This is a genomic window from Cellulosimicrobium sp. BMG9.23 (assembly GCF_059159985.1).
The window spans coordinates 451,711-475,711 of the sequence record NZ_JBZGBZ010000004.1; the positions used below are offsets into that span (position 1 = coordinate 451,711).

The 24,001-nt window shown below is 72.1% G+C and carries 21 protein-coding genes and 1 pseudogene; 5 read left to right on the plus strand and 17 right to left on the minus strand.

Annotated features, from left to right (window positions below; translation table 11 throughout):
• Positions 1-57: 57 nt before the first annotated feature.
• Positions 58-684: a DoxX family protein gene (locus AC4H2G_RS08680; protein WP_494365346.1), complete on the plus strand. Its 627-nt coding sequence runs from the start codon at positions 58-60 to the stop codon at positions 682-684.
• Between the two features lie 48 nt (positions 685-732).
• Here AC4H2G_RS08680 and AC4H2G_RS08685 read toward each other — a convergent pair whose 3' ends face one another.
• Entirely contained in the window at positions 733-2,385 is a 1,653-nt protein-coding gene (locus AC4H2G_RS08685) for a peptide MFS transporter (RefSeq protein WP_494365347.1), read from the minus strand.
• A gap of 52 nt (positions 2,386-2,437) precedes the next feature.
• Here AC4H2G_RS08685 and AC4H2G_RS08690 point away from each other — a divergent pair, with 52 nt between their 5' ends.
• The 3 genes from AC4H2G_RS08690 to AC4H2G_RS08700 all read left to right on the plus strand — a co-directional run bounded on the left by AC4H2G_RS08690 (position 2,438) and on the right by AC4H2G_RS08700 (position 4,824).
• On the plus strand, positions 2,438-3,841 hold the full coding sequence (locus AC4H2G_RS08690) for a cryptochrome/photolyase family protein (RefSeq protein ID WP_494365348.1): 1,404 nt from the start codon (positions 2,438-2,440) through the stop codon (positions 3,839-3,841).
• A 120-nt stretch (positions 3,842-3,961) separates the two neighbouring features.
• Entirely contained in the window at positions 3,962-4,339 is a 378-nt protein-coding gene (locus AC4H2G_RS08695; protein WP_494365349.1) for an ArsR/SmtB family transcription factor, read from the plus strand.
• Positions 4,336-4,824: an SRPBCC family protein gene (locus AC4H2G_RS08700; RefSeq protein ID WP_494365350.1), complete on the plus strand. Its 489-nt coding sequence runs from the start codon at positions 4,336-4,338 to the stop codon at positions 4,822-4,824. The genes AC4H2G_RS08695 and AC4H2G_RS08700 overlap by 4 nt, the downstream gene beginning before the upstream one ends.
• A gap of 117 nt (positions 4,825-4,941) precedes the next feature.
• Here AC4H2G_RS08700 and allB read toward each other — a convergent pair whose 3' ends face one another.
• The 9 genes and pseudogenes from allB to AC4H2G_RS08745 form a co-directional block, all read right to left on the minus strand.
• Entirely contained in the window at positions 4,942-6,321 is a 1,380-nt protein-coding gene (allB, locus tag AC4H2G_RS08705; RefSeq protein ID WP_494365351.1) for an allantoinase AllB, read from the minus strand.
• Between the two features lie 32 nt (positions 6,322-6,353).
• Complete coding sequence (gene gcl / locus AC4H2G_RS08710; protein WP_494365352.1) at positions 6,354-8,141, minus strand: glyoxylate carboligase; 1,788 nt, start codon at positions 8,139-8,141, stop codon at positions 6,354-6,356.
• A gap of 110 nt (positions 8,142-8,251) precedes the next feature.
• Positions 8,252-9,145 (minus strand): annotated as a pseudogene (locus tag AC4H2G_RS08715) (2-hydroxy-3-oxopropionate reductase); the annotation flags it as partial.
• 67 nt (positions 9,146-9,212) lie between these two features.
• Positions 9,213-10,025: a hydroxypyruvate isomerase family protein gene (locus AC4H2G_RS08720; RefSeq protein ID WP_494365353.1), complete on the minus strand. Its 813-nt coding sequence runs from the start codon at positions 10,023-10,025 to the stop codon at positions 9,213-9,215.
• A gap of 191 nt (positions 10,026-10,216) precedes the next feature.
• Positions 10,217-11,065, minus strand: a complete 849-nt coding sequence (locus AC4H2G_RS08725; RefSeq protein ID WP_494365354.1) for an Ltp family lipoprotein — start codon at positions 11,063-11,065, stop codon at positions 10,217-10,219.
• Positions 11,066-11,411: 346 nt separating this feature from the next.
• Complete coding sequence (locus AC4H2G_RS08730) at positions 11,412-12,239, minus strand: bifunctional allantoicase/(S)-ureidoglycine aminohydrolase (RefSeq protein WP_494365355.1); 828 nt, start codon at positions 12,237-12,239, stop codon at positions 11,412-11,414.
• Between the two features lie 75 nt (positions 12,240-12,314).
• The gene (locus tag AC4H2G_RS08735) at positions 12,315-13,628 is read right to left on the minus strand and encodes a DUF6986 family protein (protein WP_494365356.1); all 1,314 of its coding nucleotides are present in this window, start codon (positions 13,626-13,628) and stop codon (positions 12,315-12,317) included.
• Positions 13,628-15,280 carry a malate synthase A gene (gene aceB / locus AC4H2G_RS08740; protein ID WP_494365357.1) on the minus strand — a complete coding sequence of 551 codons (1,653 nt, stop codon included), beginning with the start codon at positions 15,278-15,280 and terminating at the stop codon, positions 13,628-13,630. Before aceB ends, AC4H2G_RS08735 begins: the two co-directional genes overlap by 1 nt.
• 49 nt (positions 15,281-15,329) lie before the next feature.
• Positions 15,330-16,823, minus strand: coding sequence for an NAD-dependent malic enzyme (locus tag AC4H2G_RS08745; RefSeq protein ID WP_494365358.1), 1,494 nt, complete (start codon positions 16,821-16,823; stop codon positions 15,330-15,332).
• 128 nt (positions 16,824-16,951) lie between these two features.
• On the opposite strand from AC4H2G_RS08745, the gene AC4H2G_RS08750 reads away from it, so the two are divergent.
• Positions 16,952-17,725, plus strand: a complete 774-nt coding sequence (locus AC4H2G_RS08750) for an IclR family transcriptional regulator (RefSeq protein ID WP_494365359.1) — start codon at positions 16,952-16,954, stop codon at positions 17,723-17,725.
• Between the two features lie 103 nt (positions 17,726-17,828).
• Here the strand turns inward: AC4H2G_RS08750 and pucL are convergent, their stop codons facing one another.
• The 7 genes from pucL to gatC form a co-directional block, all read right to left on the minus strand.
• Positions 17,829-18,773, minus strand: a complete 945-nt coding sequence (gene pucL, locus AC4H2G_RS08755; protein ID WP_494365360.1) for a factor-independent urate hydroxylase — start codon at positions 18,771-18,773, stop codon at positions 17,829-17,831.
• A gap of 1 nt (position 18,774) precedes the next feature.
• Positions 18,775-19,143 carry a hydroxyisourate hydrolase gene (uraH, locus tag AC4H2G_RS08760; RefSeq protein WP_435736532.1) on the minus strand — a complete coding sequence of 123 codons (369 nt, stop codon included), beginning with the start codon at positions 19,141-19,143 and terminating at the stop codon, positions 18,775-18,777.
• Entirely contained in the window at positions 19,140-19,637 is a 498-nt protein-coding gene (uraD, locus tag AC4H2G_RS08765; protein ID WP_494365361.1) for a 2-oxo-4-hydroxy-4-carboxy-5-ureidoimidazoline decarboxylase, read from the minus strand. The genes uraH and uraD overlap by 4 nt, the downstream gene beginning before the upstream one ends.
• A 345-nt stretch (positions 19,638-19,982) precedes the next feature.
• The gene (locus AC4H2G_RS08770; protein WP_494365362.1) at positions 19,983-20,588 is read right to left on the minus strand and encodes a GNAT family N-acetyltransferase; all 606 of its coding nucleotides are present in this window, start codon (positions 20,586-20,588) and stop codon (positions 19,983-19,985) included.
• 4 nt (positions 20,589-20,592) lie between these two features.
• Positions 20,593-22,098 carry an Asp-tRNA(Asn)/Glu-tRNA(Gln) amidotransferase subunit GatB gene (gene gatB, locus AC4H2G_RS08775; RefSeq protein ID WP_494365363.1) on the minus strand — a complete coding sequence of 502 codons (1,506 nt, stop codon included), beginning with the start codon at positions 22,096-22,098 and terminating at the stop codon, positions 20,593-20,595.
• Positions 22,099-22,102: 4 nt separating this feature from the next.
• Positions 22,103-23,635 (minus strand): Asp-tRNA(Asn)/Glu-tRNA(Gln) amidotransferase subunit GatA, encoded by a 1,533-nt coding sequence (gene gatA, locus AC4H2G_RS08780; RefSeq protein WP_494365364.1) that lies wholly within the window; start codon positions 23,633-23,635, stop codon positions 22,103-22,105.
• A complete protein-coding gene (gene gatC / locus AC4H2G_RS08785) occupies positions 23,635-23,931 on the minus strand; it encodes an Asp-tRNA(Asn)/Glu-tRNA(Gln) amidotransferase subunit GatC (RefSeq protein WP_494365365.1) in 297 nt (98 codons plus the stop codon). The genes gatA and gatC overlap by 1 nt, the downstream gene beginning before the upstream one ends.
• Positions 23,932-24,001 lie beyond the last annotated feature (70 nt).

The following is a 24,001-nucleotide window of genomic DNA, read 5'->3' on the forward strand; positions in this document are numbered from 1 at the left end:
GTCGTCGCCGCCGCCCGACGCGCACGGCGCCGGGCCGTCACGATCGAGGGGGCTCGTATGAACACGTCCACCACCGGGGCACCGCAGCACCGCACGGCAGACGTGCCCGACGCCGCGGCGTCGGGCCGTCGTCCCGACTCACCGGGTCCGCGCCCGGCCCGTGCGCTCGTGCCCCAGGAGGACGTGGTGACCCGGGTGTCCGCCCGGCGAGCGCTCGCCCTCGCCCGGCTCGGGACGGCCGTCGTGTTCCTGTGGCCGTTCGCCGACAAGCTGTTCGGCCTCGGGTACGCGACGCCCGCCGAGGGCGCGTGGCTCGCGGGAGCCGCCCCGGCGCAGGGATACCTCGAGCACGGCGCCGAGGGCCCGCTCGCGGGCACCTTCGCGACGATGGCCGGACCCGCGACCGACTGGCTCTTCATGCTGGGCCTGCTCGGAACGGGCCTGGCGCTGCTGCTCGGGACCGCGGTCCGGGCCGCGGCCGTGTGCGGCGGCCTCCTGTTCGCGATGCTCTGGCTCTCGACATGGCCCGTCGCCGCCGGGTCGAACAACCCACTCGTCGACCAGCACGTCGTCGTGATCCTGCTCCTCGGCGTGCTCGCCACGACCCTCGCGGGCGACACGTGGGGCCTCGGCCGCCGCTGGGCAGCGCTGCCTGTCGTGAGCCGGTCGCCCTGGCTCCGCTGAACGCGCGTCGTGGGTCGGCGGCTCACGCACGACGTGGACGGTCCGCCGTCAGGCGCCCGCGGTGTGGGCCCCCTCGAGCTCGTCGGCGTGCCGGATGTGCCGCGTGACCCACGGCGCGAGCGCGAACAGCGCGAGCGCGAACACGAGCGCGACCGCACCGATCCCACCGAAGTACGCGGTGTCCGACGCACCCTCCGTGACCTGCACGAGCTGCGCCGTGATCGCCTGGCCCGCCGCCGGCGCGAGGAACCACAGCGCCATGGCCTGCGAGCGGAAGGCGCGCGGTGCGAGCAGTGTGGTCGCGGCGAGGCCGACGGGCGACAGGCACAGCTCGCCGAGCGTCTGGATCACGTAGACGAGCACGAGCACCCACGCCGGGGCCTTGCCGTCCCCCACGACCGCCGACGCGACCGCGAGGAAGAGGAACGACACCGACGCGAGCGTGAGACCGATCGCGAACTTGTTCGCCGTCGCCGGACGGTCCCCGGACTTCAGCCAGATCCACGCGAACACCGGGGCGAGCACGATGATCGAGAGCGGGTTCACGGACTGGAAGAACTCCGGGCTGATCCCGATGCCGAAGATGCTCAGCTCGGTGCGGTCCTTGGCGAACGCCGACAGGGTCGTGGCGGCCTGCTCGAAGATCATCCAGAACAGCATCGCCGCCACGAACAGGGGGATGTACGCGATCACGCGCGGCCGCTCGGCGTCGGTGACCTTCGGGGAGCGGTACATGACCACGAAGTACGCGATCGGCGCGAGGAACGCGAGGTAGGACATCGTGTCGATGAACGTCGAGATCCCGAACCCGCCGGAGACGACGACGGCGATCAGCCCCACGACCATCACGCCTGCCGCGATGATCGCGAAGAGCCGCACGATCTTCGAACGCTCCTCCGAGCGGATCGGGTTCGGCACGTGCGCGCCCGCCTCGCCCAGGTAGCGGCGGCCTGCGACGAAGAAGACGAGCGCGACCGCCATGCCGACCGCGGCGACCGCGAACCCGGCGTGGTACCCGCCCCAGGCTCGCGCGGCGCCGACGAGGAACGGCGCGACGAACGACCCGATGTTGATGCCCATGTAGAAGATCGAGAACGCCGAGTCGCGGCGCGGGTCGTCGCGCGCGTAGAGCTCGCCGACCATCGACGAGACGTTCGGCTTGAGCAGGCCCGTGCCGAGCGCGACGAGGGCGATACCGACCATCGAGAACCCGACACCGGGGACCGTCAGGCTCACGTGCCCCGCGGCGATGATGATCCCGCCGTACAGGACGGACCGCCGGGACCCGATGACCCGGTCGGCGAGCCAGCCCCCGACGACCGACAGCAGGTAGACGCTCGTCCCGTAGATCGACACGAGCGCCAGGCCTGTGGTCTCGTCGAGCCCGAGACCGCCGTCGGCGATCGTGTCCGTGAGGTAGAAGAGCAGGATGGCGCGCATCCCGTAATAGCTGAACCGCTCCCACAGCTCGGTGGTGAACAGGGTCGCCAGGCCTCGCGGCTGCCCGAAGAACGCGTGGTCGCCCTCGATGTGCCCGGCCGCGGGCCCGACACCCGAGTCCGTCGCCGCGACTCCGGCGGCCGTGCCTGCACCGAAGGGTGGCGCACCCGCGTCCGGTTCGGTCACGGCCTCGCGCTCGAGGCGGCGCGCAGCGTCGTCGTCGCGCCCCTGGTCTCCGTCGTCCCGACCGCCCCTGTCCATGCTTGCGATGCTCCCACCGGCGAGCGCGACCGGCGACCGTTAGCGTGGCCGGATGGTCTCGCGAGTGCCGTCGATCTGGTGGTGCCGCCGCGACCTGCGGCTGGCCGACAACCCTGCCCTCGTCGCGGCCGCCGACGCCGCCCGCCGGGACGACGGCGAGGTCGTCGCGCTGTACGTCCTCGACCCGCGCCTGCGGGACGTGGCCGGCAGCCCTCGGCTGTCGTACCTCGCCCGCAGCCTGGCCACGCTCGACGAGGCGACCGGCGGTCGGCTCGTCGTGCGCCGCGGCGACCCGCGCGACGTCGTCCCGGCGGTCGCGCACGAGGCCGAGGCCGACGAGGTGCACGTCGCCGCGTCGTTCGAGCCGTACGGGGTGGCCCGCGACGCAGCGGTCGAGGCCGCACTGCCCGACGTCGGGGCGCGCCTCGTGCGCACCGGCTCGCCGTACGCCGTGGCGCCCGGCCGGGTGCTGACCCGGCAGGGCAGCCCGTTCCAGGTGTTCACGCCGTTCCGCGACGCGTGGGTCGAGCACGGCTGGCGCGACCCCGTCGCGGCGCCGAGCGGGGTCCCGTGGGCGGAGCTGCGATCGGACGGCCTGCCGGAGGATCCCGGCACGGACGCCGACCTCCCACCGGCGGGCGAGGCCGCGGCGCGCGACCGCTGGCACGCGTTCCTCGAGGACCACCTCGCCGGGTACGCGCGCGAGCGCGACCGCCCGGACCGGCCCGCGACGTCGGGCATGTCGATCCCGCTCAAGTGGGGCGAGCTCCATCCGCGCACGCTGCTCGCCGACGTGCGCGACGCTGTGCACGAGGCTCGCCACGACGGCGCCGACATCTCCGACGACGCGCTCATCTACCGCTCCGAGCTCGCCTGGCGCGAGTTCCACGCCGACGTCCTGTTCCACCAGCCCGGCGCGGCGCACCGGTCGCTGCGGGACGTCGTGCCCGACGACGCGTGGGCGACGGGCGCGGAGGAGGACCGGTTCCTCGCCGCCTGGGCTGCGGGCCGCACCGGGTATCCCCTCGTCGACGCCGGGATGCGCCAGCTGCTCGGCGAGGGCTGGATGCACAACCGCGTGCGCATGGTCGTCGCCTCGTTCCTCGTCAAGGACCTGCACGTGCGCTGGCAGCGCGGCGCGGCCCACTTCATGGCGCACCTCGCCGACGGCGACGTGTCGCAGAACCAGCTCAACTGGCAGTGGGTCGCCGGCACGGGACGCGACGCGGCGCCCTACTTCCGCATCTTCAACCCGGTGACGCAGTCGAAGAAGTTCGACCCCGACGGGGCGTACGTACGCCGCTGGGTGCCGGAGCTGCGCGGCGTCGAGGGCCGGGCGGTCCACGAGCCCTGGAGGCTCGCCGAGCAGCCCGTGGGGTACCCGGAGCGCATCGTCGACCACGCCGAGGAGCGGAAGGTGTCGCTGGACGACTTCGAGCGTGGCCGTCGCGGCTGACCTTTTATCAACCAAAGGGTTGACATGTCTTGCGACGCGGCGTAGCGTCGTCATCAACCAGGTAGTTGAGAATCAGGTACGAGGCGAGCGGCCCTTTTCCGCTCCGACGGAGGAGGTCCCGTGACGGCAGACCCGCTCTCGCGCGTGTTCTCGGCGCTCGCCGACCCCACGCGCCGCGACATGGTGGCCCGGCTCGCGTCGGGCGACGCCAGCGTCGGCGAGCTGGCCCAGCCGTACGACATGTCCGTCCAGGCGGTGTCCAAGCACCTGCGGGTGCTCGAGGACTCCGGCCTGGTGACCCGCACGACGGACGCCCGGCGCGCCCCCGTGCACCTCGAGGCGGAGGTCTTCGACCTCATGACGAAGTGGATCGAGCGCTACCGGCGCGAGGCCGAGGACCGCTACCGCCGCCTCGACGACGTGCTGCGCGACCTGCCCGACCTCCCACCACCGGCGGGCGGGCCCGAGAACGAACCCACGACAGGAGCTGCACCATGACCACCACCGGCACCCACGAGACCGAGATCGTCGTCCCGAAGGACCTCCCCATGGTCCGCATCGTGCGCGAGTTCGACGCGCCCGCGGCGAAGGTCTTCCAGGCCCACCTCGACCCGGAGGTGTTCGCCCGCTGGAACGGCCCGCGCTACCTCACCCAGCGCAACGAGCACTGGGACGTGCGCACGGGCGGCGCGTACCGCTACGTGCAGGTCGACCCCGACGGGAACGAGTACGCGTTCTTCGGGAGCGTCCACGAGGTGCGCCCGAACCAGCTCATCGTCCAGACGTTCACCTACGAGGGGTTCCCCGAGGGCGTCTCGCTCGACCGTCTCCAGTTCGAGGACCTCCCGGGCGGTCGCTGCCGCCTCACGGCGACGTCGCTGGTCGACTCGTTCGAGGGCCGCGACGGCTTCGTCGCGAGCGGCATGGAGGTCGGGATCCGCGAGGGCTACGAGCAGCTCGACGAGATCCTCGCCGAGGGCTGACCCCGCGGCACGCCCGCTCGCAGACCGTCGGACACGGACGCGGCGCGACCCCCACCAGCGGGGCCGCGCCGCCTCCGTGCGCACCTGCGAGCGCGCGTTCGTGCCGCGGGCGGACGCTCAGGCGTCGCCGCGCGCGAGGAGCCGGCCGGTCGGGCGGTCGAAGGTGATCTCCTCGCCCCGCAGGTACGTCGCGACGACGGCCCCCGACAGCGCGCGGTCCGCGTACGGGGTGATGGGGTTCTTGTGGTGCAGGCGCGTCGGGTCGACGACGAACGCGGTGTCCGGCTCGACGATCGCGAGGTCTCCGTCCCGGCCGAGGGCGATCTCGCCCTTGCGGCGCAGCCCGGCGATATCGGCGGGCCGGCCCGACATCCACTCGACGACGCGCGCGAAGGGGATGCCGCGAGTGCGCGCCTCGGTCCACACGATGGCGAGCCCGAGCTGCAGCGAGGACACCCCGCCCCACGCCGTCCCGAAGTCGCCCGTCTCGAGCTCCTTGAGGTCGAGGGTGCTCGGCGAGTGGTCCGAGACGATGGAGTCGATCGTGCCGTCGACGAGGCCCTCCCACAGCAGCTCACGGTTGTCGATCTCCCGGATGGGCGGGCAGCACTTGAACTGCGTCGCGCCGTCGGGGATCTCCTCGGCCGCGAGCGCCAGGTAGTGCGGGCACGTCTCGACCGTGAGCCGGACCCCCTCGCGCTTCGCGCTGCGGATCATCGGCAGCGCGTCCGAGCTCGACAGGTGCAGCACGTGCGCCCGGGCACCGGTCCAGCGCGCTGCCTCGATGACCGCGGCGATCGCGACGTTCTCGGCGCCGCGGGGACGCGACGCGAGGAAGACGTCGTAGTGGTCGCCGTGGGGCTTGGGCGCGCGGTCGATCGCGCGCGAGTCCTCGGCGTGGACGAGCATGAGGCCGTCGAAGTCGGCGAGGAGCCGCAGGTCCTCCTCGAGCTCGTCGGGCTCGAGGTAGCCGAACTCCTCGACGCCCGAGTGCAGCAGGAAGCACTTGAAGCCGAACACGCCGGCGTCCCACAGCGGACGCAGCTCGGCGCCGTTCCCGGGCACCGCGCCGCCCCAGAACCCGACGTCGACGAAGGCCTGGTCGTGCGCGACCTTCTGCTTGAGCTCGAGCGCCGCCACGTCGACCGTCGGCGGGATCGAGTTGAGCGGCATGTCGACGATCGTCGTCACGCCGCCCGCAGCAGCGGCCCGCGTCGCGGACGCGAACCCCTCCCACTCGGTGCGGCCCGGCTCGTTGACGTGGACGTGCGTGTCGACGAGCCCGGGGATCAGCACCTGGTCCGCGGTCAGCTCGACGACCCGGCGCCCTTCCAGCCCGGCGCCGAGCGGCTCGATCGCCGTGATGACGCCGTCGGTCACGGCCACCTCGCGCGGCTGCTCCCCCGACGCGACGAGCACGCGCTCGCCGCGCACGAGGAGGTCCGGGACGCGGTCGGCCGCCGTCGCTCCCCTGCCGGTCTCTTCACCCGTGCTCATCGCACCACTCTCCCTCACTCGTGGCCCGTCGCTCAGTCCAGCAGGGCCGACGCCGTCGGCGCGTCGTCCGCGGAGATCGCGAGCGCCTCGAACTCGTTCACGGCGTCGATCCCCGCGGCACCCATGGCGATGTTGGTGACGCGCTCGAGGATCACCTCGACCACCACCGGCACCTTGTACTCCTCCGCGAGCCCCTGCGCCTTGGCGAACGCCTCGCCGAGCTCGTCCGGGTCGGTGACGCGGATCGCCTTGCAGCCCAGGCCCTCGGCCACCTTGACGTGGTCGACGCCGTAGCCGCCGATCTCCGGGGAGTTGACGTTCTCGAAGGAGAGCTGCACGTGGTAGTCCATGTCGAACGCCCGCTGCGCCTGACGGATCAGGCCCAGGTAGGAGTTGTTCACGACGACGTGCACGTACGGCAGGTTGAACTGCGCGCCGACCGCGAGCTCCTCGATCATGAACTGGAAGTCGTAGTCGCCCGATAGCGCGACGACCTTCTCGGCCGGGTCGTCGGCGAGCGCCTGCACGACGCCGAGCGCGGCGGGACCGGTCCAGCCCAGGGGGCCCGCCTGGCCCGCGTTGATCCAGTGCCGCGACTCGTACACGTGGAGGAACTGCGCGCCGGCGATCTGCGACAGGCCGATCGTGGTGACGTACCGCGTGTCGCGGCCGAAGGACTTGTTCATCTCCTCGTACACGCGCTGCGGCTTGATGGGGATCTCGGTGAAGTGCGTCTTGCGCTGCAGCGTCGCCTTGTTGTGCTGGACCTGCTGCACCCAGGTGGAGTAGTCGCGCGCCGTGCCGGCCGCCGTGCGCTCGCGCGCCACGTCGACGAACAGCTCGAGCGCGGCCTTCGCGTCGGAGACGATGCCGAGGTCCGGGGCGAAGACCCGGCCGATCTGCGTCGGCTCGATGTCCACGTGGACGAACGTGCGCCCGTCGCGGTAGACGTCGACGGCCCCCGTGTGGCGGTTCGCCCACCGGTTGCCGATGCCGAGCACGAAGTCCGACGCGAGGAGGTTCGCGTTGCCGTACCGCTGCGACGTCTGGAGCCCGGCCATCCCGGCGGCCAGCGGGTGGTCGTCGCCGATGACGCCCCAGCCCATGAGCGTCGAGATGACGGGCACGCCCAGCGTCTCGGCCAGCTCGACGAGGAGCGCCTCACCGCCGGCGTTGACGATGCCACCGCCGGCGATGAGCACCGGGCGCTCGGCCGCGAGGAGCATCTCGATCGCGCGCTCGGCCTGGGCCCGCGTCGCGGCGGGCTTGTTCACCGGCAGCGGCGCGTACGTGGCGGGGTCGAACTCGATCTCCGCCAGCTGCACGTCGATCGGCAGGTCGATGAGCACCGGACCCGGACGGCCCGAGCGCATCGTCTGGAACGCCTGCTGAAAGACCTGCGGCACCTGGCCGGCCTCGAGGACGGTCTTGGCGAACTTCGTCACGGGCTTCGCGATGCTCGCGATGTCGACCGCCTGGAAGTCCTCCTTGTCGAGCTTGGCGACCGGCGCCTGGCCCGTGATGCACAGGATCGGCACGGAGTCGGCCCACGCGGCGTAGAGCCCGGTGATCATGTCGGTGCCCGCGGGACCCGAGGTCCCGATGCAGATGCCGATGTTGCCCTCCCGGGCGCGGGAGTACCCGTCGGCCATGTGAGAGGCGCCCTCGACGTGACGGGCGAGGACGTGGCGGATGCCGCCGTGGCGCTGCATCGCCGAGTAGAAGGGGTTGATGGCGGCGCCGGGGAGGCCGAAGGCCTGCGTGGCGCCCTCGATCTCGAGGATCGCCACGGCGGCGTCGACCGCGCGCATACGAGGCATGGTTCTCTCCTTTGCTGGAGGTGACTTCGTCGTCGGGTTCCACTGAGTGCTGGGTATTTGTCGTCGAACGACGATCCGGACGACAAATCCCCCGCACTCAGCGGTGTGGGTCAGGAGTCGAGGCGTCCGGAGAGACGCTCGACGCCGCGGAGGAGGCCCGAGTGGTCGAGGTCGCCGTCGCCGTTGGCGAGGGCCGACCCCATGAGCTGTGCGACGAGCGCGCCGAGCGGCACGACGACACCCTGCTCGCGCGCGGCGGCCGTGACGATCCCGAGGTCCTTGTGGTGCAGTGCGATGCGGAAGCCCGGGGTGAAGGACTTGTCGATCATGTTCTGCTTCTTCTGGTCGAGGACCTTCGACCCGGCGAGCCCGCCGCCGAGCACCTCGAGAGCGCTGGGCAGGTCGACCCCGTAGGCCTCGAGGAAGGCGACCGCCTCGGCGAGCGCCTGGATGTTGGCGGCGACGATCAGCTGGTTCGCAGCCTTGACGGTCTGGCCGGATCCGGTCGGGCCGACATGGACGACGGTCTTGCCGACGGCGTCGAAGACCGGCCGCGCGGCCTCGAAGTCGGCCGCGTCACCGCCGACCATGATCGACAGCGCGGCGTTCTTCGCGCCCGCCTCGCCGCCGGACACCGGGGCGTCGAGGTAGCGCAGGCCGCGCTCACGGGCGGCCTCGGCGAGACGGACCGTGACGTCGGGGCGGATCGACGAGAAGTCGATGACGAGCGTGCCCGGCTGGGCGTTGTCGAGGACGCCGCCCTCGCCGGTGAGGACCTGCTCGACGTCCGGTGAGTCGGGGACCATGACGGCGACGACGTCGGCGGACTTCACGGCGTCGGCGATCGAGGCGGCGGCGGTGCCACCCGCCGCGACGAGCGGCGCGGTCTTCTCGGGGCTGCGGTTGTAGCCCGCGACCTGGTGCCCGGCTTCCTGCAGGTGGACGGCCATGGGGCTGCCCATGATGCCGAGGCCGATGAAGGCGATGCTCTGCTTCGTCATGTCGTGCTCCTTGCGTGCGGGAAGGTCGGTGGGTGCCGGGCGCGCTGGCTGCTGCGGTCGGCCGAGGGCGTCAGCGCTCGGCGATCGGCAGCCAGGCGAACGGGTCGGCGGCGTCGGTCTTGTACTCGAGACCGATCCAGCCGTCGTAACCGCCGGCGCGCAGTTCCTTGGTCCAGCGGTCGATCGGGAGGTCGCCCGTCCCGGGCTCGCCGCGGCCGGGCGCGTCGGCGACCTGCACGTGGGCGATGCGGTCGCGGTAGGTCGAGAGCGCCGCGTCGACGTCGTCGCCGTTGACCGACAGGTGGTAGACGTCGAACAGCAGGCCGACGTTCGTCTCGCCGTGGTCGGACGCCACCCGGTCGACGACGCGCACCGCGTCCGCCGCGGTCTTCAGCGGGTAGGCGGGCGCGCCGCTCACGGGTTCGACGAGCACCGTGCCGCCGATGCGGGCCACAGCCCGCGCCGCGAGCGCGAGGTTCTCGGCGCCGAGCTCGTCCTGCTCCTCGGGCGAGACGCCCTCCTGGCGGTTGCCGTAGAGCGCGTTGAACGCACGGCAGCCCGTGCGCTCGCCGATCGCCGTGACCACGTCGAGGTTGGCTCTCAGGTCCGCCGAGCGCGCGGGCCAAGACACGAGGCCGCGGTCGCCGCCGGGCATGTTCCCGGCGTCGAAGTTGAGGCCCGTCAGCTGGACCCCCGCGCTCTCGATCGCGTCGACGAGCGCGCCGACCTCGTCCGGCCCGGGTGTGGGTGTCGCGAAGGGCCACCACAGCTCGATCCCGCGGAACCCCGCGGCGGCAGCGGCGGCCAGCCGATCGAGTAGCGGGAGGTGCGTGAGCAGGATCGAGCAGTTGACGGTGTACGTCGGGTCGGTCGCGGTGGTCATCGTCGTCTCCCGGGGTCGGGCCCCGCAGTGCCGCCTCGCTGCGACTTCCATTCTGCGGAACTTTTCTTCTGCTACATGGAAGTGTAGGCGTCCGTCCGTCCGCCCGTCAACACCCGAGTCAAGAACAGACGACGGCCGCTCCCGCACCGAGTGCGGAAGCGGCCGTCGTCCGGATGTCAGGACAAGCGAGGCTACAGACCGGTCGAGCTCTCTCCGTGCTCGGCCTGTTCGGGCGTATAGCCCTCGAAGACAAGCTGATCGACGAGCCCAGATCGCGAGAAGGACATGAGGTCGAGGTAGTTTGCCGCACTCGCAGCGGCCTGGGCGTTCCAGTCGACACCGCCCTCAGCCTCCAGGCGAGCGATACCATATTCAGCGTCTGCCGTGCTGAATCCCTCGAACTCGAGCTGGTTGACGAGGCCGGACCGGGAGAAGGGCATGACATCGAGGTAGTTGACCCCCGACCGATATGCGTTCTGCTGTGCAACGCTCCCAATCCGGGCCGCCTCCGCAGCAGCCGCCTCGGCAGCAGCCGCTTCCTCAGCTACGCGCTGCTCCTCGGCCTTCCGCTCCTCTTCTTCCTGCGCTGCGGCCTCCGCCTCCTCCGCGGCCAGACGCTCCGCTTCTGCCTGCTCTTCAGCGGCGAGCTCCTTGGCGTTCTGCTCGGCCTCCGACTCGTCCTGCGCGACAACGGCCGCGGAGGCGGCGGAAGTGGGCTTCGGGTCAGTACCGTTCCCGCCGCTGAAGGCCGCGATGGCGACAATGATCGCCGCCAACCCGCCAACTCCGGTCAGGATCTTGTGGCGCCCAACCCAGGACGTTTTCGCCGGCGCCTCAGCGCTCGCGTCGGAATGCGACGACGCGGTCGACGCTACTGGCGGATCGGCCGCGCTTGCTCCACCACTCGGGTTCTCCACCCAGAACTGCCAGCCGTGCGGTGCGGGCCCCCATGACGGATCCGGCCTCCAGTCGGCAGGGGGAGTCCAGCCAGCCGGGGGTGCGGGCCAGTTCGGCGGAGGATTGAAGCGGGAGGCGGTCACGGTGACTCCATGAGTGAGACAAGAGATTCGAGACCAGGAGTTTGACACGCCGCGAAACCCCAAGTCCCTGAAGCCGAGCGAAATTCACCCCGCGGCCCACGGGTGAAACTTTCCGATCCCTCTGCGCCAAAGGGCAATGCTCCCGGTTCCCGTGAGACGACAAGTGCATTTTCGGCACCCGCCCGATTGCGACCACCGCCGCGTCGCCTTGTCGTTTCGCCCGTCTTTCGTCGCGGGTAGACCGTGCGAGGCTTCGCCGCTGACGCTTCTCAAGGTGTCGCCGATGCGCGTCGGGCCCGGCTCTATGCGCGGAACCGGCCCCGATCCACCGTGGCGACCTGTGCGGTCAGCGGCGGTCGAGGCGGACCTGCCGGTTGACGTCCTTGTACAGCAGGTACCGGAACGGCTTCGGTCCGCCCGCGTAGCAGGCCTGCGGGCAGAACGCCCGCAGCCACATGAAGTCGCCCTCCTGGACCTCGACCCAGTCGCCGTTGAGGCGGTAGACGGCCTTGCCCTCGAGCACGTACAGCCCGTGCTCCATGATGTGCGTCTCCGCGAACGGGATCGACCCGCCCGGCTGGAACGTCACGATGTTGACGTGCATGTCGTGCGCGAGGTCCTCGGGGTCGACGAACCGCGTCGTCGCCCACGCGCCGTCGGTGTCGGGCATCTCGCGCGGCGCGACGTCCTGCTCGCGCGTGACGAATGACGTCGCCCGGTGCCCGGCGATCGGCTCGTACACCTTGCGCACCCACTGGAACGACGCCGTGGCGTCCGACCGGTTGTGCAGCCCCCACCGCTCCCCCGCCGCCAGGTAGGCGTAGCCGCCCGGCTCGAGCACGTGCTCGGTGCCGTCGAGCGTCAGGACGAGCGTGCCCGCGGTGACGAAGACGACCGACTGCACCGTCTCCTCGTCCTCGCCCTGGTCGGCACCCCCGCCCGGCGCGACCTCCATGACGTACTGCGCGAACGTCGTCGCGAAGCCCTCGATGGGCCGCGCGAGCACCCACAGCCGCGTGGACTCCCAGCCCGGGAGCTTGCTCGTCACGATGTCGCGCAGCACGCCGCGCGGGATCACCGTGTAGGCCTCGGTGACGATGGCACGGTCGGTGAGCAGCTCGGTCTGGCCGGGCAGGCCACCCTGCGGGGTGTAGTAGCGGGTGGTCTGGGTCATGTCTCTCTCCTCGGGATCGTGGCCGGCAGGGCCGGCCGCACGGGTGCGGGGTGTACCGGTGGTGTGGCGTGTGCGTCAGCCCTCGACCGGCTGCGGGGCGTGGCCCGTGACGCGGACACGGTCCAGGCCGTCGCGGTCCAGCCCCGTCGCGGTCCGGACCTCGGCCTCCGTGAGCGCGCCGCAGTCGACGCCGCGCCCGAGGAACCAGGCCATGGCCTTGGCGGTGGCGGGCTCGTCGAGCACGCCGCCGGCGTCGGGCACGAAGCCCACGTAGGCCGCGAGGCGCGCGAGCGCCGCCGCGGCACCCTCCCGGTAGAACGCGTAGGTCGCGGCGAACCGGCTCGGGAGCTGGGCCGGGTGCAGGTCCCAGCCCTGGTAGTAGCCGCGCTCGAGCGAGCGCCGCACGAGCCGCCCGTGCAGGCGCCACGCGGCGTCGACGGCCACGGCGTCGCCGACGGGCAGCACGTTCGTCGAGCCGTCCGACAGGCGTACGCCCGTCCCGGCGACCGCGAGCTGCATGACCTGCTTCGCGTGGTCGGCCGCCGGGTGCTCCATCGACTGGTAGGCGGCCGCGATCCCGAGCGACGCCGAGTAGTCGTACGTGCCGTAGTGCAGGCTCGTCACCCGGCCCGGGGCCGCGTGCACGAGCCGCGCGACCGTCGCGGAGCCGTCTGCCGCGAGGATCGCCTGCGGCGTCTCGATCTGGACCTCGAACCGCAGGCTCCCGGGCTCGAGCCCGTTCGCGTCCTCGATCCGCTCGCACACGCGCGCCATCGCGACGACCTGCTCGGGCGACGTCACCTTGGCGAGGGTGACGACGAACCCCTCGGGCAGCCCCGCGAGCCCGCGCGCCGCGCGCTCGGCGACGAGCTCGGCGACGAACAGGGCCGCCGTGCGCACCCCGCGCCGTCGCGTCGCCGCCTCGAGGCACTTGATGCGGATGCCGCTGAACGGCGTCGACGTGCCGTGCACCTCCGCCCCGGCGAGCGCCCGCGCGGCCGCGACCACGGCGGCGTCCTCGGCCGCGTCGCCCTGGTCGCCGAACCCGTCCTCGAAGTCGATGCGCAGGTCCTCGATCGCCTCCACGGCGAGCTTGGCCGTCACGCGCTCGGTGACCGCCGCGGCGAGCGCGGGGTCCTCGATGCCGAGCACGTCGACGAGCCGACTGACCCCGCCCGCCGCCTCGACGGCCGAGCGGGCCTCCGCGGCCCACTCGCGCGCGAGGCCGGCGGTGTACCGGTGGCCCGGGACGTAGACGGTGTGCACGGGCTGTCGCGAGCCGTCGTCACCCGGGTAGCGCGCCTCGAGCTCCGCGTCCCAGGACCCCAGCAGGCCGTCGAGCGTCGCGTGCAGGGCGTCGACGTCGCCCTCGGAGAATCCCGCGGGCATCAGGACGCCCCGTCCGACGACTCCGCCGCGACGACCGCGTCATATGCGGGCAGCGTGAGGAAGTCGACGTAGTGGTCGTCCAGGGCGATGCCCTCGACGAGGGTCCGGGCCTGCTCGTACGGGCCGGCGTCGTAGGCCTCGGGCCCGACGTCGGCCCGCAGGCGGGCGGTCTCCTCGCCCAGGAGCGTGCGGACGAGGTCGGCCGTGATCGGCGTCCCGGCGCCCTCGCCGGCGGTGAACGTCGCGCCCGAGCGCACCCACTGCCACACCTGCGACCGCGAGATCTCGGCCGTGGCGGCGTCCTCCATGAGGTTGTGGATCGCGACCGCCCCGTTGCCCGCGAGCCACGCCGCGACGTACGCGACCGACACGTAGAGGTTATTGCGCAGCCCGGTCTTCGTGATGTCGCCCTGCGCGGAGGACACGTCGAGGAGCTGGTCCGCCGTCACGTGGACGTCAGGCCGCTGCCGGTCGAGCTGGTTCGGGCGGTCGCCGAGCACGTCGTCGAAGACCTCGCGGCAGACCGGCACGAGGTCCGGGTGCGCGACCCACGAACCGTCGAAGCCGTCGCCCGCCTCGCGCTGCTTGTCGGCGCGCACCTTGTCGAACGCCTGCGCGGTGACCTCGGGCTCGCGGCGGTTCGGGATGACGGCGGCCATGCCGCCCATCGCGAACGCGCCGCGCCGGTGGCACGTCGAGACGAGCAGCTCGGTGTACGCGCGCATGAAGGGCGCCGTCATGGTGATCGCGCCGCGGTCGGGCAGCGTGAACGACGACCCCGAGTCGCGGAAGTACTTGATGACGGAGAACAGGTAGTCCCAGCGGCCTGCGTTGAGCCCCGACGCGTGGTCGCGCAGCTCGTAGAGGATCTCGTCCATCTCGAAGGCCGCGGGGATCGTCTCGATGAGCACCGTGGCGCGGATCGTCCCGTGCGGGACGCCGAGAGCCTCCTGCGCGGCCGTGAAGACGTCGTTCCACAGCCGCGCCTCGAGGTGCGACTCCATCTTGGGCAGGTAGTAGTACGGGCCCGACCCCCGCGCGAGGAGCTCTGTCGCGTTGTGGAAGAAGTGCAGGCCGAAGTCGACCAGGGCGCCGACGGCGGGTGCGCCGTCCACCTGCACGTGCACCTCATCGAAGTGCCAGCCGCGCGGGCGGACGACCATCACGGCGAGCGGGGCGTCGTCGGTCTCCGGGCGCAGCGCGTACTGCTTGCCCTCGGGCGACGTGAAGGCGAGCGTGCGCCGGGTCGCGTCGTGCAGCGCGACCTGTCCCCCGACGACGCTGGCCCAGTGCGGCGTGGAAGCGTCCTCGAGGTCCGCGAGCCAGACCTTCGCCCCCGAGTTGAGGGCGTTGATCGCCATCTTCGGGGTCGGCGGACCGGTGATCTCGACGCGCCGGTCGACCAGGTCCGCGGGCGCGCCGGCGACGGTCCACTCCGAGGAGCGGACGTCGGCCGTCCCGGGCAGGAAATCCAGCCGTCCGGTGCGGGAGACCTCCTCGCGCCGCACGGCGCGGGCGGCGAGGAGCTCGTCGCGGCGTCCGCCGAACCGGCGCTGGAGGTCCGCGACGAACGCGAGGGCCTCGGGCGTGAGGATCTCGTCCGCGCGCTCGACGGCGGGGCCGTGGACGGAGACTGCCGTGGTGGTGGTCATGGTGTGTCCTCTCTGCGGGATGCTGTCGGCGCGACGTGCGTGGTCGCTGTCAGGACCGCGCTGCCGGGGTCCCGGCGGCGCGGCCCGACGGGGCGCTCCCCTGAGCCTGGCCCGCCCGGTCACGCTCCGCGACCTCGGCGACGGCCCGGGCGACGGACGTCGCGACCGCGGGCTCGAACACGCTCGGCACGATGTAGCTCGCGCTGAGCTCGGCGGGCTCGACCGCGTCGGCGATCGCGACCGCCGCGACGCGCAGCATCTCGTCGGTGATCTCGCGGGCCCCGGCGTCGAGCAGCCCGCGGAACAGTCCCGGGAACGCGAGCACGTTGTTGATCTGGTTCGGGAAGTCGCTGCGCCCCGTCGCGACGACGGTCGCGTGCTGCGCGGCCGCGATCGGGTCCACCTCGGGGGTCGGGTTGGCGAGCGCGAACACGATCGCGTCGTCGGCCATCGTCGCGATGTCGTCCCCCGTGAGGATGTTCGGCCCCGAGACGCCCACGAACACGTCCGCTCCGGCGAGGCCCTCGCGCAGGGTCCCGGTGAACCCGTCGGCGTTCGTCGTCGCGGCGAGGTGGCGACGGTTCTCGTCGTCGCCCGCGTTGCCCGGGTGGAGCGCGCCCTTGCGGTCGAACGCCACGACGTGGCGTGCGCCCTGGCCCTGCAGGAGGTTGATGATGGCCGACCCCGCCGCGCCCACGCCCGACACGACGATCCGCACGTCCTCGATCGACTTCCCGACCACGCGCAGCGCGTTGGTCAGCGCCGCGAGGACGACGATCGCCGTGCCGTGCTGGTCGTCGTGGAACACGGGGATGTCGAGCTCGTCGCGCAGGCGGCGCTCGATCTCGAAGCACCGCGGCGCCGAGATGTCCTCGAGGTTGATGCCGCCGTAGACCGGCGCGATCGCCTTGACCGTGCGGATGATCTCCTCGGTGTCGGTCGTGTCGAGGCACACGGGCCACGCGTCGACGCCCGCGAACTGCTTGAACAGCGCGGCCTTGCCCTCCATCACGGGCAGCGCCGCCGCGGGGCCGATGTCGCCGAGGCCGAGGACCGCGGTGCCGTCGGTGACGACCGCGACGGTGTTGCGCTTGATGGTGAGGCGGCGCGCGTCCTCGGGTCGCTCCGCGATGGCGAGGCACACGCGCGCGACGCCGGGGGTGTACGCCCGGGCGAGGTCGGCGCGGTGGCGCAGCGGGACCTTGGGGTTGACCTCGAGCTTGCCCCCGAGGTGCATGAGGAACGTCGCGTCGCTCACGTGGCGCACGGTGATGCCGTCGAGCGCGCCCAGCGCGTCGCGGATCTGCTCGACGTGCGCGGCGTCCACCGTGTCGGCGGTGATGTCGACGACGAGGACGTCCGCACCGGACTCGGAGACGTCCACGCCCGTGATCGCGGCGCCGGTCGCACTGACCGCCGCGACGAGGTCGCTCGCGGTGCGGTGCCCGCCCGGGGCCTCGACGCGCAGGGTGATGGAGTAGCTCGGGCTCGTCGCGACGTGTGTGGCGGTCGTCGTCGGGGCGGGCTGCGTTTCGGACGTCATGGTCGTTCCTTCTTCTCGTATGCTGAGGCGTATCTTCCGTGATGCGGAAGCGAGGGCGGGCGAACCGCTCTCTTTCGGTCAAGGTGGCCGCCCGTCGTCGGGCACGGCCTGGTGGACAGGAGATGGTGATGGCCGAGAGCCCCGCGGCGAAGCCGGCAGGTGGCGTGCAGTCCGTCGACCGGGCGATCGAGCTGCTCGAGCTGCTCGCGGACTTCGGCGGCGAGTCGGGGCTGAGCGAGCTCGCGCAGCACGCGGGCCTTCCGCTGCCGACGATCCACCGCCTCCTGCGCACGCTGCTCGCGCAGGGGTACGTCCGCCAGACGCCGTCTCGCCGCTACACGCTCGGCCCTCGCCTCATCCGGCTCGGGGAGTCCGCGGGCCGCCAGCTCGGCGCCGGCGCGCGTCCGTACCTCGAGCGTCTCGCGGAGGAGCTCGGCGAGTCGGCGAACCTCGCGATGATCGACCGCGACATGGCGGTGTACGTCGCGCAGGCGTCGTCCCGGCACTCGATGCGGATGTTCACGGAGGTCGGACGGCGCGTCTTCACGCACTGCACGGGCGTCGGCAAGGCCGTGCTCGCCCAGCTCCCCGACCAGACGGTCCGCGAGATCGTCGCCCGCGTGGGCATGCCGCCCGCGACGGACCAGTCGATCACCGACGTCGACGACCTCCTCAAGGAGCTCGACCGCACGCGCGAGCGCGGGTACGCGATCGACGACGGGGAGCAGGAGCTCGGCGTGCGTTGCTTCGCCGTGGCCGTGCCGGCCGCCCCGACGCCCACCGCGCTGTCCGTCTCCGGGCCGGCCGCCCGCGTGACGTACGAGTTCGGCGAGCGTGCCGTCCCCGTGCTGCACCGCGTGGCTGCCGAGCTCACGCGCGAGCTCATCACGACGACGGCCTGACCACCGGAGGGGCAGGCGGCCCGGCGGCGCGCCCCGCCGGGCCGCGGTGGTCCCGCGGTCCGTCGGGGCGCGTCGCGTCGTCATGCTCGTCGGCGCCGTCTGCTCAGCAGAACCCGGCGACGGTCGCCCAGGCGCGCGGCTCGGGAGCCGCGCCCTCACGCTGGACGGTCGCCTCGATGAGCCCGTACGGGCGGTCGGCCGCGTAGAAGACCTCGTTCGGGTTGTCGAGGCCGAACGGCCCGAGGTCCACGAGGAAGTGGTGCTTGTTGGGCATCGAGAACTTGATCTCGGCGATCTCCGGCACCGCCTCGAGCACGGCCTTGCCCATCGCGAACAGGGTCTGCTGCAGCGCGAGGGAGTGCGTCGTCGCGAACGCCTCGAGCTGGATCGCGCGCACCTTCGCGTACACCGCGTCGAAGTCGAGGTCCGTCGTCGTGTACCGCCAGCGCGACGTGACCGACGTCGCGAGGATGCGGTCGTCGGTCTCGACGAGCGTCGTGTAGCGGTCCCGCGGGAAGCCGTGGAACTCCGATCCCGTCGACTTCAGCACGACGAGGTCCGTGAGCCCGGAGACGACGAAGACCTCGTCGCCGTCGCGCTGGACGACCGTCGTGCGGGTCTCCTGGTTGTTCCGGACGAACGCGTGGTCGTGCTCGCCGTCGGCGGTCTCGATACGCTCCCAGGAGTACTGCTCGATCTCCCAGCGGCCGCCCTCGATCCAGTCGAAGTCCTCGACGAAGTGCGCGCCGAGGCGGATCGCGAAGTCCTCGATCGCGCCGACGCCGTCCCGCGCGAACGCGTAGACCGTGTTCTTCTGCGTGTCGGTCGCGACGCAGCGCGAGTTGTCGCCCTCGTAGTGCGTCGCCTCCTGCCCGCCGCGCAGCTGCGAGGAGACGTTCACGTCGGTGATGCGGTGGCGCGGGGTGGAGCGGTCGACGCGCACGAGGCGCACCTCCGCCTTGCCCCACTGGTTGTCGCCGAGCACGATGGCGCCGGTCGCGCCCGTCGTCTGCTGGGCGGCCCCGGTGCTGCTCAGGGTCTCGGTCATGTCAGCTCCCTCGATAGGTCGAGTAGGCGAACGGGCTGAGCAGGACGGGGACGTGGTAGTGCTGCTCGGCGCTCGCCACCCGGAAGACGATGACGACCTCCGGGTAGAAGGACACGGTGTTCTGCCGGTCGAAGTACGAGCCCGTGTCGAACACGAGCCGGTACGTGCCGGGGACGAGGGTCTCGGGCCCGAGCTCGGGCACCCGACCGTCGTCGTTCGTGCGGGAGGACGCCACCAGGGACCAGCCCTGCCCCGTCGTCCTGTCCGCGATCTCCGGAGCCGCCTCCAGGCGGACGTCGATCCCCTCGGCGGGCCTACCGCTGGCCGCGTCGAGTACGTGCGTGGTGATGTGGCTGGCGTGCGCGCTCATGCGGACAGCACCCCTTCCAGCCGCAGTGCGGCGATCTCGCGCAGGTTGCGCGCGGCATTCGCCCGCTCGGTCTGCGCGTCGTTGCCCATGCGCTCCGTGAGCTGCTCGAGGATCTCCTCGGCGCTGCGCCCGGCCGCGCGGATGAGAAAGACGTGGCCGAACTTCTCCTCGTAAGCGCGGTTGCCGTTGGCGAGGCGACGGACGACGTCGTCGTCGCTCGCGTCGACGCCGGACTGCTCGCTGCGCGACATGCGCGCGTCGGCCTGCTCGCCGTCCGCCCGCTCGCCGATGCGCGGGTGGCGGCTGAGCGCGGCGTCGATCTCCGCGTCGGTCCACGGGTCCGCGACGGTGGCGGCGGCGTCGACGGCGTCCGCGACGGTCGCGTACGGGCGACCGGCCGTGACCGCGTCCGCCCACCGCTCGACGTGCGCGCAGGCCAGCAGCGCGTCCCGCGCGTCCTGCGCGGACAACCGGTTGAACTCGTCCAGCGTCATCGCCGTCCTCTTCGCCAGTCGGAACTCGAGGTAACTATCCATACTGCGGAAGTTTGTTTCCGCTCAATGAATGTACGCCGTGCCGTTGTGACGTGTCAACCAGACTGACGCGCCCGCGGCGATCGTGCACGCCCCGACACGTCGCGGCCGGCACGTGCCGAACCCCGGGTTGCTCGGCGCCGCTCCCGCCGAACCCCGGGTTGTGCGCCACAAGGGCACGGGAGGGGTGCACAACCCGGGGTTCGGCACGTCCGCGAGCCCTGCTTTCGCGGCCCCAGAGACGACGACGGGCCCGGCAGCGGGTGCTGCCGGGCCCGGGGCCTCGCGTCGACGACGTCCGAGTGGTCAGGCGGAGCCGAGGCCCACCCGGAACTCGTCCTCGAGGATGCTCATGACCGTCGCGTCGGCCCAGCCGTCGCCGTCGCGGTAGACGTCACGCAGACGACCCTCCTCGCGGAAGCCGAGCGACTCGTACAGCATGCGCGCACGAGGGTTGATGCTCAGGACGTCGAGGCTCACCCGGTGCAGGTGCGGACCGTCGTGCCGGACGCCGTCGACGTCGGTCGTGCCGTCGAACGCGAACCGCAGGACCTCGAAGATCGCCTCCCGCCCGTAGCCGCGGCCACGGTAGTTCGGCAGCAGAGCGAGGCGCAGGTTGGCCGAGCGCGCGTGGTCGTCGATGTCGTTGAGGACGATCTCGCCGATCATCTCGTCGCTCACCTGGTGCCCGTCGCGCACGGCACCTGACGTGATCGCCCAGTCGTACCGTCCGTCGCGGTCGCTGATCGTCGCCGACCACTCGTCGATCTGCGCGCGCGTGAACGTCGCCGTCGTCCCCGTGAGCCGGTTCGACTCCGGGTCTTGCAGCGACTCCCACATGCGGTCGGCGTCGCGCCCCTCGATGGGCCGTAGCCGCATCATCTCGCCGAGCAGCACGGGCCCCCTGGTCACGAGATCACCCGATCCGCTCGAGCACGAGCTCGCGCACGCGCCCGGCGTCCGCCTGGCCGCGCGTCGCCTTCATGACCGCCCCGATGATCGCGCCGACCGGCCCGAGGTTGCCGCCCCGGACCTTCTCGACGATGTCGGGCTGCGCGGCCAGGGCGTCGTCGATCGCCGCGAGGAGCGCACCGTCGTCCGACACGACCTCGAGGCCACGGGCCACGACGACCTGCTCGGGATCCCCCTCGCCCGCGAGGACACCCTCCAGCACCTGGCGCGCGAGCTTGTCGTTGATGCGCCCCGAGTCGACGAGGGCCTGGAGCTCGGCGATCTGGGCCGGCGTGACCGGGAGCGCTGCGAGCTCGACGTCGTCCTGCTTCGCGCGGCGCGCGAGCTCACCCATCCACCACTTGCGGGCGCCGGACGCGCTCGTCCCCGCGACCACGGTCGCCTCGATGAGGTCGATCGCCCCCGCGTTGACGACGTCGCGCATCTCGGCGTCCGCGTAGCCCCACTCCCCCTGCAGACGCCGACGGCGCGCCACGGGAAGCTCGGGCAGACCCGCGCGGATCTCCTCGATCCACTCGCGCGGCGGGGCGACCGGGACCAGGTCGGGCTCCGGGAAGTAGCGGTAGTCCTCGGCGTCCGACTTCACGCGGCCCGACGTCGTGACGCCGGTGTCCTCGTGCCAGTGCCGGGTCTCCTGGATCACGGTCCCGCCGGCGTCGAGCACCGCGGCCTGCCGCGAGACCTCGTAGCGCACCGCGCGCTCGACCGAGCGGAAGGAGTTGACGTTCTTCGTCTCGGTCCGCGTGCCGAGCGGCGACTCCGGGGTCGGTCGCAGCGACAGGTTGACGTCCGCGCGGACGTTGCCGCGCTCCATGCGGGCCTCCGAGACGTCGAGCGCTCGGAAGATGTCGCGCAGCGTCTGGACGTACGCGCGCGCGACCTCCGGTGCCCGGTCCCCCGCGCCCGTGATCGGGCGCGTGACGATCTCCACGAGCGGGATCCCGGCGCGGTTGTAGTCGACGAGCGAGTACTCCGCCCCGTGGATCCGGCCGGTGGCGCCGCCGACGTGCGTGTTCTTGCCCGCGTCCTCCTCCATGTGCGCGCGCTCGATCTCGACGCGGAACACGGTGCCGTCCTCGAGCTCGACGTCGATCCACCCGTCGTGGGCGATCGGCTCGTCGTACTGCGAGGTCTGGAAGTTCTTCGGCACGTCCGGGTAGAAGTAGTTCTTCCGCGCGAAGCGGCACGTCTCGGCGATCTGGCAGTTGAGCGCGAGCCCGATGCGGATCGCGTACTCGACGGCCTTGCCGTTGACGACCGGCAGCGCGCCCGGGAGCCCGAGCGAGACAGGCGTCACCTGCGTGTTCGGCTCGGCGCCGAAGCTCACCTCTGCCGCGCAGAACATCTTGGTCAGCGTGCCGAGCTCGACGTGCACCTCGATCCCGATGACGGGGTCGTAGCGGCGCGTGGCGTCGGCGTAGTCGACCAGCTCGACGGTCGTGGCGGTCATCTGCTCAGCCCTCCTGCTCGGCGGTGGCGGTAGGTAGCGCGGGCGCGCGGTCGAGCAGCGAGCCGCCCCACGTCCCGTGCAGCGCGGCCTCGAGCGCCGCGCCCACGCGGTACATGCGGTCGTCGGCCTTCGCCGGGGCGAGGACCTGGAAGCCCACCGGGAGGCCGTCGTCCGACAGCCCGGCAGGCACGGACATGCCCGGCACGCCGGCGAGGTTCGCGGGGATCGTCGCCACGTCGTTCAGGTACATCGCGAGCGGGTCGTCGAGCTTCTCCCCGAACCGGAACGCCGTCGTGGGAGCGGTCGGCGAGACGAGGACGTCCGCCTGCCCGAACGCGGCGTCGAAGTCCCGCTGGATGAGTGTGCGGACCTTCTGCGCGCTCCCGTAGTACGCGTCGTAGTAGCCCGCGGACAGCGCGTAGGTGCCCAGGATGATGCGTCGCTTCACCTCGTCGCCGAAGCCGGCACCGCGGGTCGCCGCCATGACGCGCTCGGCGGTCACGGTGCCCTCCTCCGGCTCGACGCGCAGGCCGAACCGCATGCCGTCGAACTTGGCCAGGTTGCTCGACGCCTCGCTCGGCATGATCAGGTAGTAGGCGCCCAGCGCGTACTCGAAGTGCGGGCAGGAGACCTCGACGACCTCCGCACCCAAGCCCCGGAGCAGGTCGAGGGACTCCTCGAAGCGGGCGCTCACGCCCGCCTGGTACCCGTCGCCGCTCAGCTCGGTGACGACGCCGACGCGCACGCCGCTCAGGTCGCCCGTCGCGCCCTGCCGGGCCGCCTCGACGAGCGCCGGGGTCTTCTCGCGGATCGACGTCGAGTCGCGCGGGTCGTGCCCGCCGATGAGCTCGTGGAGCAGCGCCGAATCCAGGACGGTGCGCGTGACCGGACCGGCCTGGTCGAGCGACGACGCCATCGCGATGAGCCCGTACCGCGAGACACCTCCGTACGTGGGCTTCACGCCCACGGTCCCGGTGACGGCACCCGGCTGGCGGATCGAGCCACCGGTGTCGGTCCCGATCGCGAGCGGCGCCTCGAACGCGGCCACCGCGGCGGCGGAGCCACCGCCCGAGCCGCCGGGGATCCGGTCGAGGTCCCACGGGTTGCGGGTGTTCCCGTAGGCGGAGTGCTCCGTCGAGGAGCCCATCGCGAACTCGTCCATGTTGGTCTTGCCGAGGATCGGCAGTCGCGCCGCACGGAGCCGCTCGACGATCGTCGCGTCGTACGGAGGCACCCAGCCCTCGAGGATTCGCGAGCCGGCCGTGGTCGGCATCCCCTTCGTCACGACGACGTCCTTGACGGCGATCGGGACGCCCGCGAGCGGGTGCAGCTCTTCGCCGGCAGCGCGCCGCTGGTCGACGTCGCGTGCGGTCTGGAGCGCGTCGTCGGCGCTCACGTGGAGGAAGGCGTGGACGGCGCCGTCGACGGCACCGATCCGGTCGAGGTGCGCCTGCGTGGCCTCGACACTGCTCACGTCGCCGGCGCCGAGGCGCGTGGCGAGCTCCGCGGCGGAGATCCGGGTCAGGTCGTCGGTCATCAGTCCTCCCCGAGGATCTGCGGGACGGCGAAACGACCGTCCTCGGCCGACGGCGCACCCGCGAGGACGTCCGCGACCGGCAGGGCCGGCACAGGGACGTCGTCACGGAAGACGTTGGTGAGCGGAAGCGGGTGGCTCGTCGCGGGGACGTCAGGCGTGGCGACCTCGCTGACCTTCGCGATGGCGTCGACGATGACGTCGAGCTCACCCGAGAGCCGGTCCAGCTCCTCGGGTCGCAGGTCGATGCGGGCCAGCGCGGCGACGCGCGCGACCTCGTCACGGGAGATGGTGGACATGGTCGCCATTCTAGAGGGGCGTCGGGAGGGGCAGCACCCAGCAATCCGTCGACGCGGGTCACGGACGGGC

Bases quoted from the DNA above. Each gene is read 5' to 3' on its own strand.
- AC4H2G_RS08680 (WP_494365346.1), top strand. From the start codon at position 58: ATGAACACGTCCACCACCGGGGCACCGCAGCACCGCACGGCAGACGTG.
- AC4H2G_RS08685 (WP_494365347.1), bottom strand. From the start codon at position 2,385: ATGGACAGGGGCGGTCGGGACGACGGAGACCAGGGGCGCGACGACGAC.
- AC4H2G_RS08690 (WP_494365348.1), top strand. From the start codon at position 2,438: ATGGTCTCGCGAGTGCCGTCGATCTGGTGGTGCCGCCGCGACCTGCGG.
- AC4H2G_RS08700 (WP_494365350.1), top strand. From the start codon at position 4,336: ATGACCACCACCGGCACCCACGAGACCGAGATCGTCGTCCCGAAGGAC.
- allB (WP_494365351.1), bottom strand. From the start codon at position 6,321: ATGAGCACGGGTGAAGAGACCGGCAGGGGAGCGACGGCGGCCGACCGC.
- gcl (WP_494365352.1), bottom strand. From the start codon at position 8,141: ATGCCTCGTATGCGCGCGGTCGACGCCGCCGTGGCGATCCTCGAGATC.
- AC4H2G_RS08720 (WP_494365353.1), bottom strand. From the start codon at position 10,025: ATGACCACCGCGACCGACCCGACGTACACCGTCAACTGCTCGATCCTG.
- AC4H2G_RS08730 (WP_494365355.1), bottom strand. From the start codon at position 12,239: ATGACCCAGACCACCCGCTACTACACCCCGCAGGGTGGCCTGCCCGGC.
- AC4H2G_RS08735 (WP_494365356.1), bottom strand. From the start codon at position 13,628: ATGCCCGCGGGATTCTCCGAGGGCGACGTCGACGCCCTGCACGCGACG.
- aceB (WP_494365357.1), bottom strand. From the start codon at position 15,280: ATGACCACCACCACGGCAGTCTCCGTCCACGGCCCCGCCGTCGAGCGC.
- AC4H2G_RS08745 (WP_494365358.1), bottom strand. From the start codon at position 16,823: ATGACGTCCGAAACGCAGCCCGCCCCGACGACGACCGCCACACACGTC.
- AC4H2G_RS08750 (WP_494365359.1), top strand. From the start codon at position 16,952: ATGGCCGAGAGCCCCGCGGCGAAGCCGGCAGGTGGCGTGCAGTCCGTC.
- pucL (WP_494365360.1), bottom strand. From the start codon at position 18,773: ATGACCGAGACCCTGAGCAGCACCGGGGCCGCCCAGCAGACGACGGGC.
- uraH (WP_435736532.1), bottom strand. From the start codon at position 19,143: ATGAGCGCGCACGCCAGCCACATCACCACGCACGTACTCGACGCGGCC.
- uraD (WP_494365361.1), bottom strand. From the start codon at position 19,637: ATGACGCTGGACGAGTTCAACCGGTTGTCCGCGCAGGACGCGCGGGAC.
- gatB (WP_494365363.1), bottom strand. From the start codon at position 22,098: ATGACCGCCACGACCGTCGAGCTGGTCGACTACGCCGACGCCACGCGC.
- gatA (WP_494365364.1), bottom strand. From the start codon at position 23,635: ATGACCGACGACCTGACCCGGATCTCCGCCGCGGAGCTCGCCACGCGC.
- gatC (WP_494365365.1), bottom strand. From the start codon at position 23,931: ATGTCCACCATCTCCCGTGACGAGGTCGCGCGCGTCGCCGCGCTGGCC.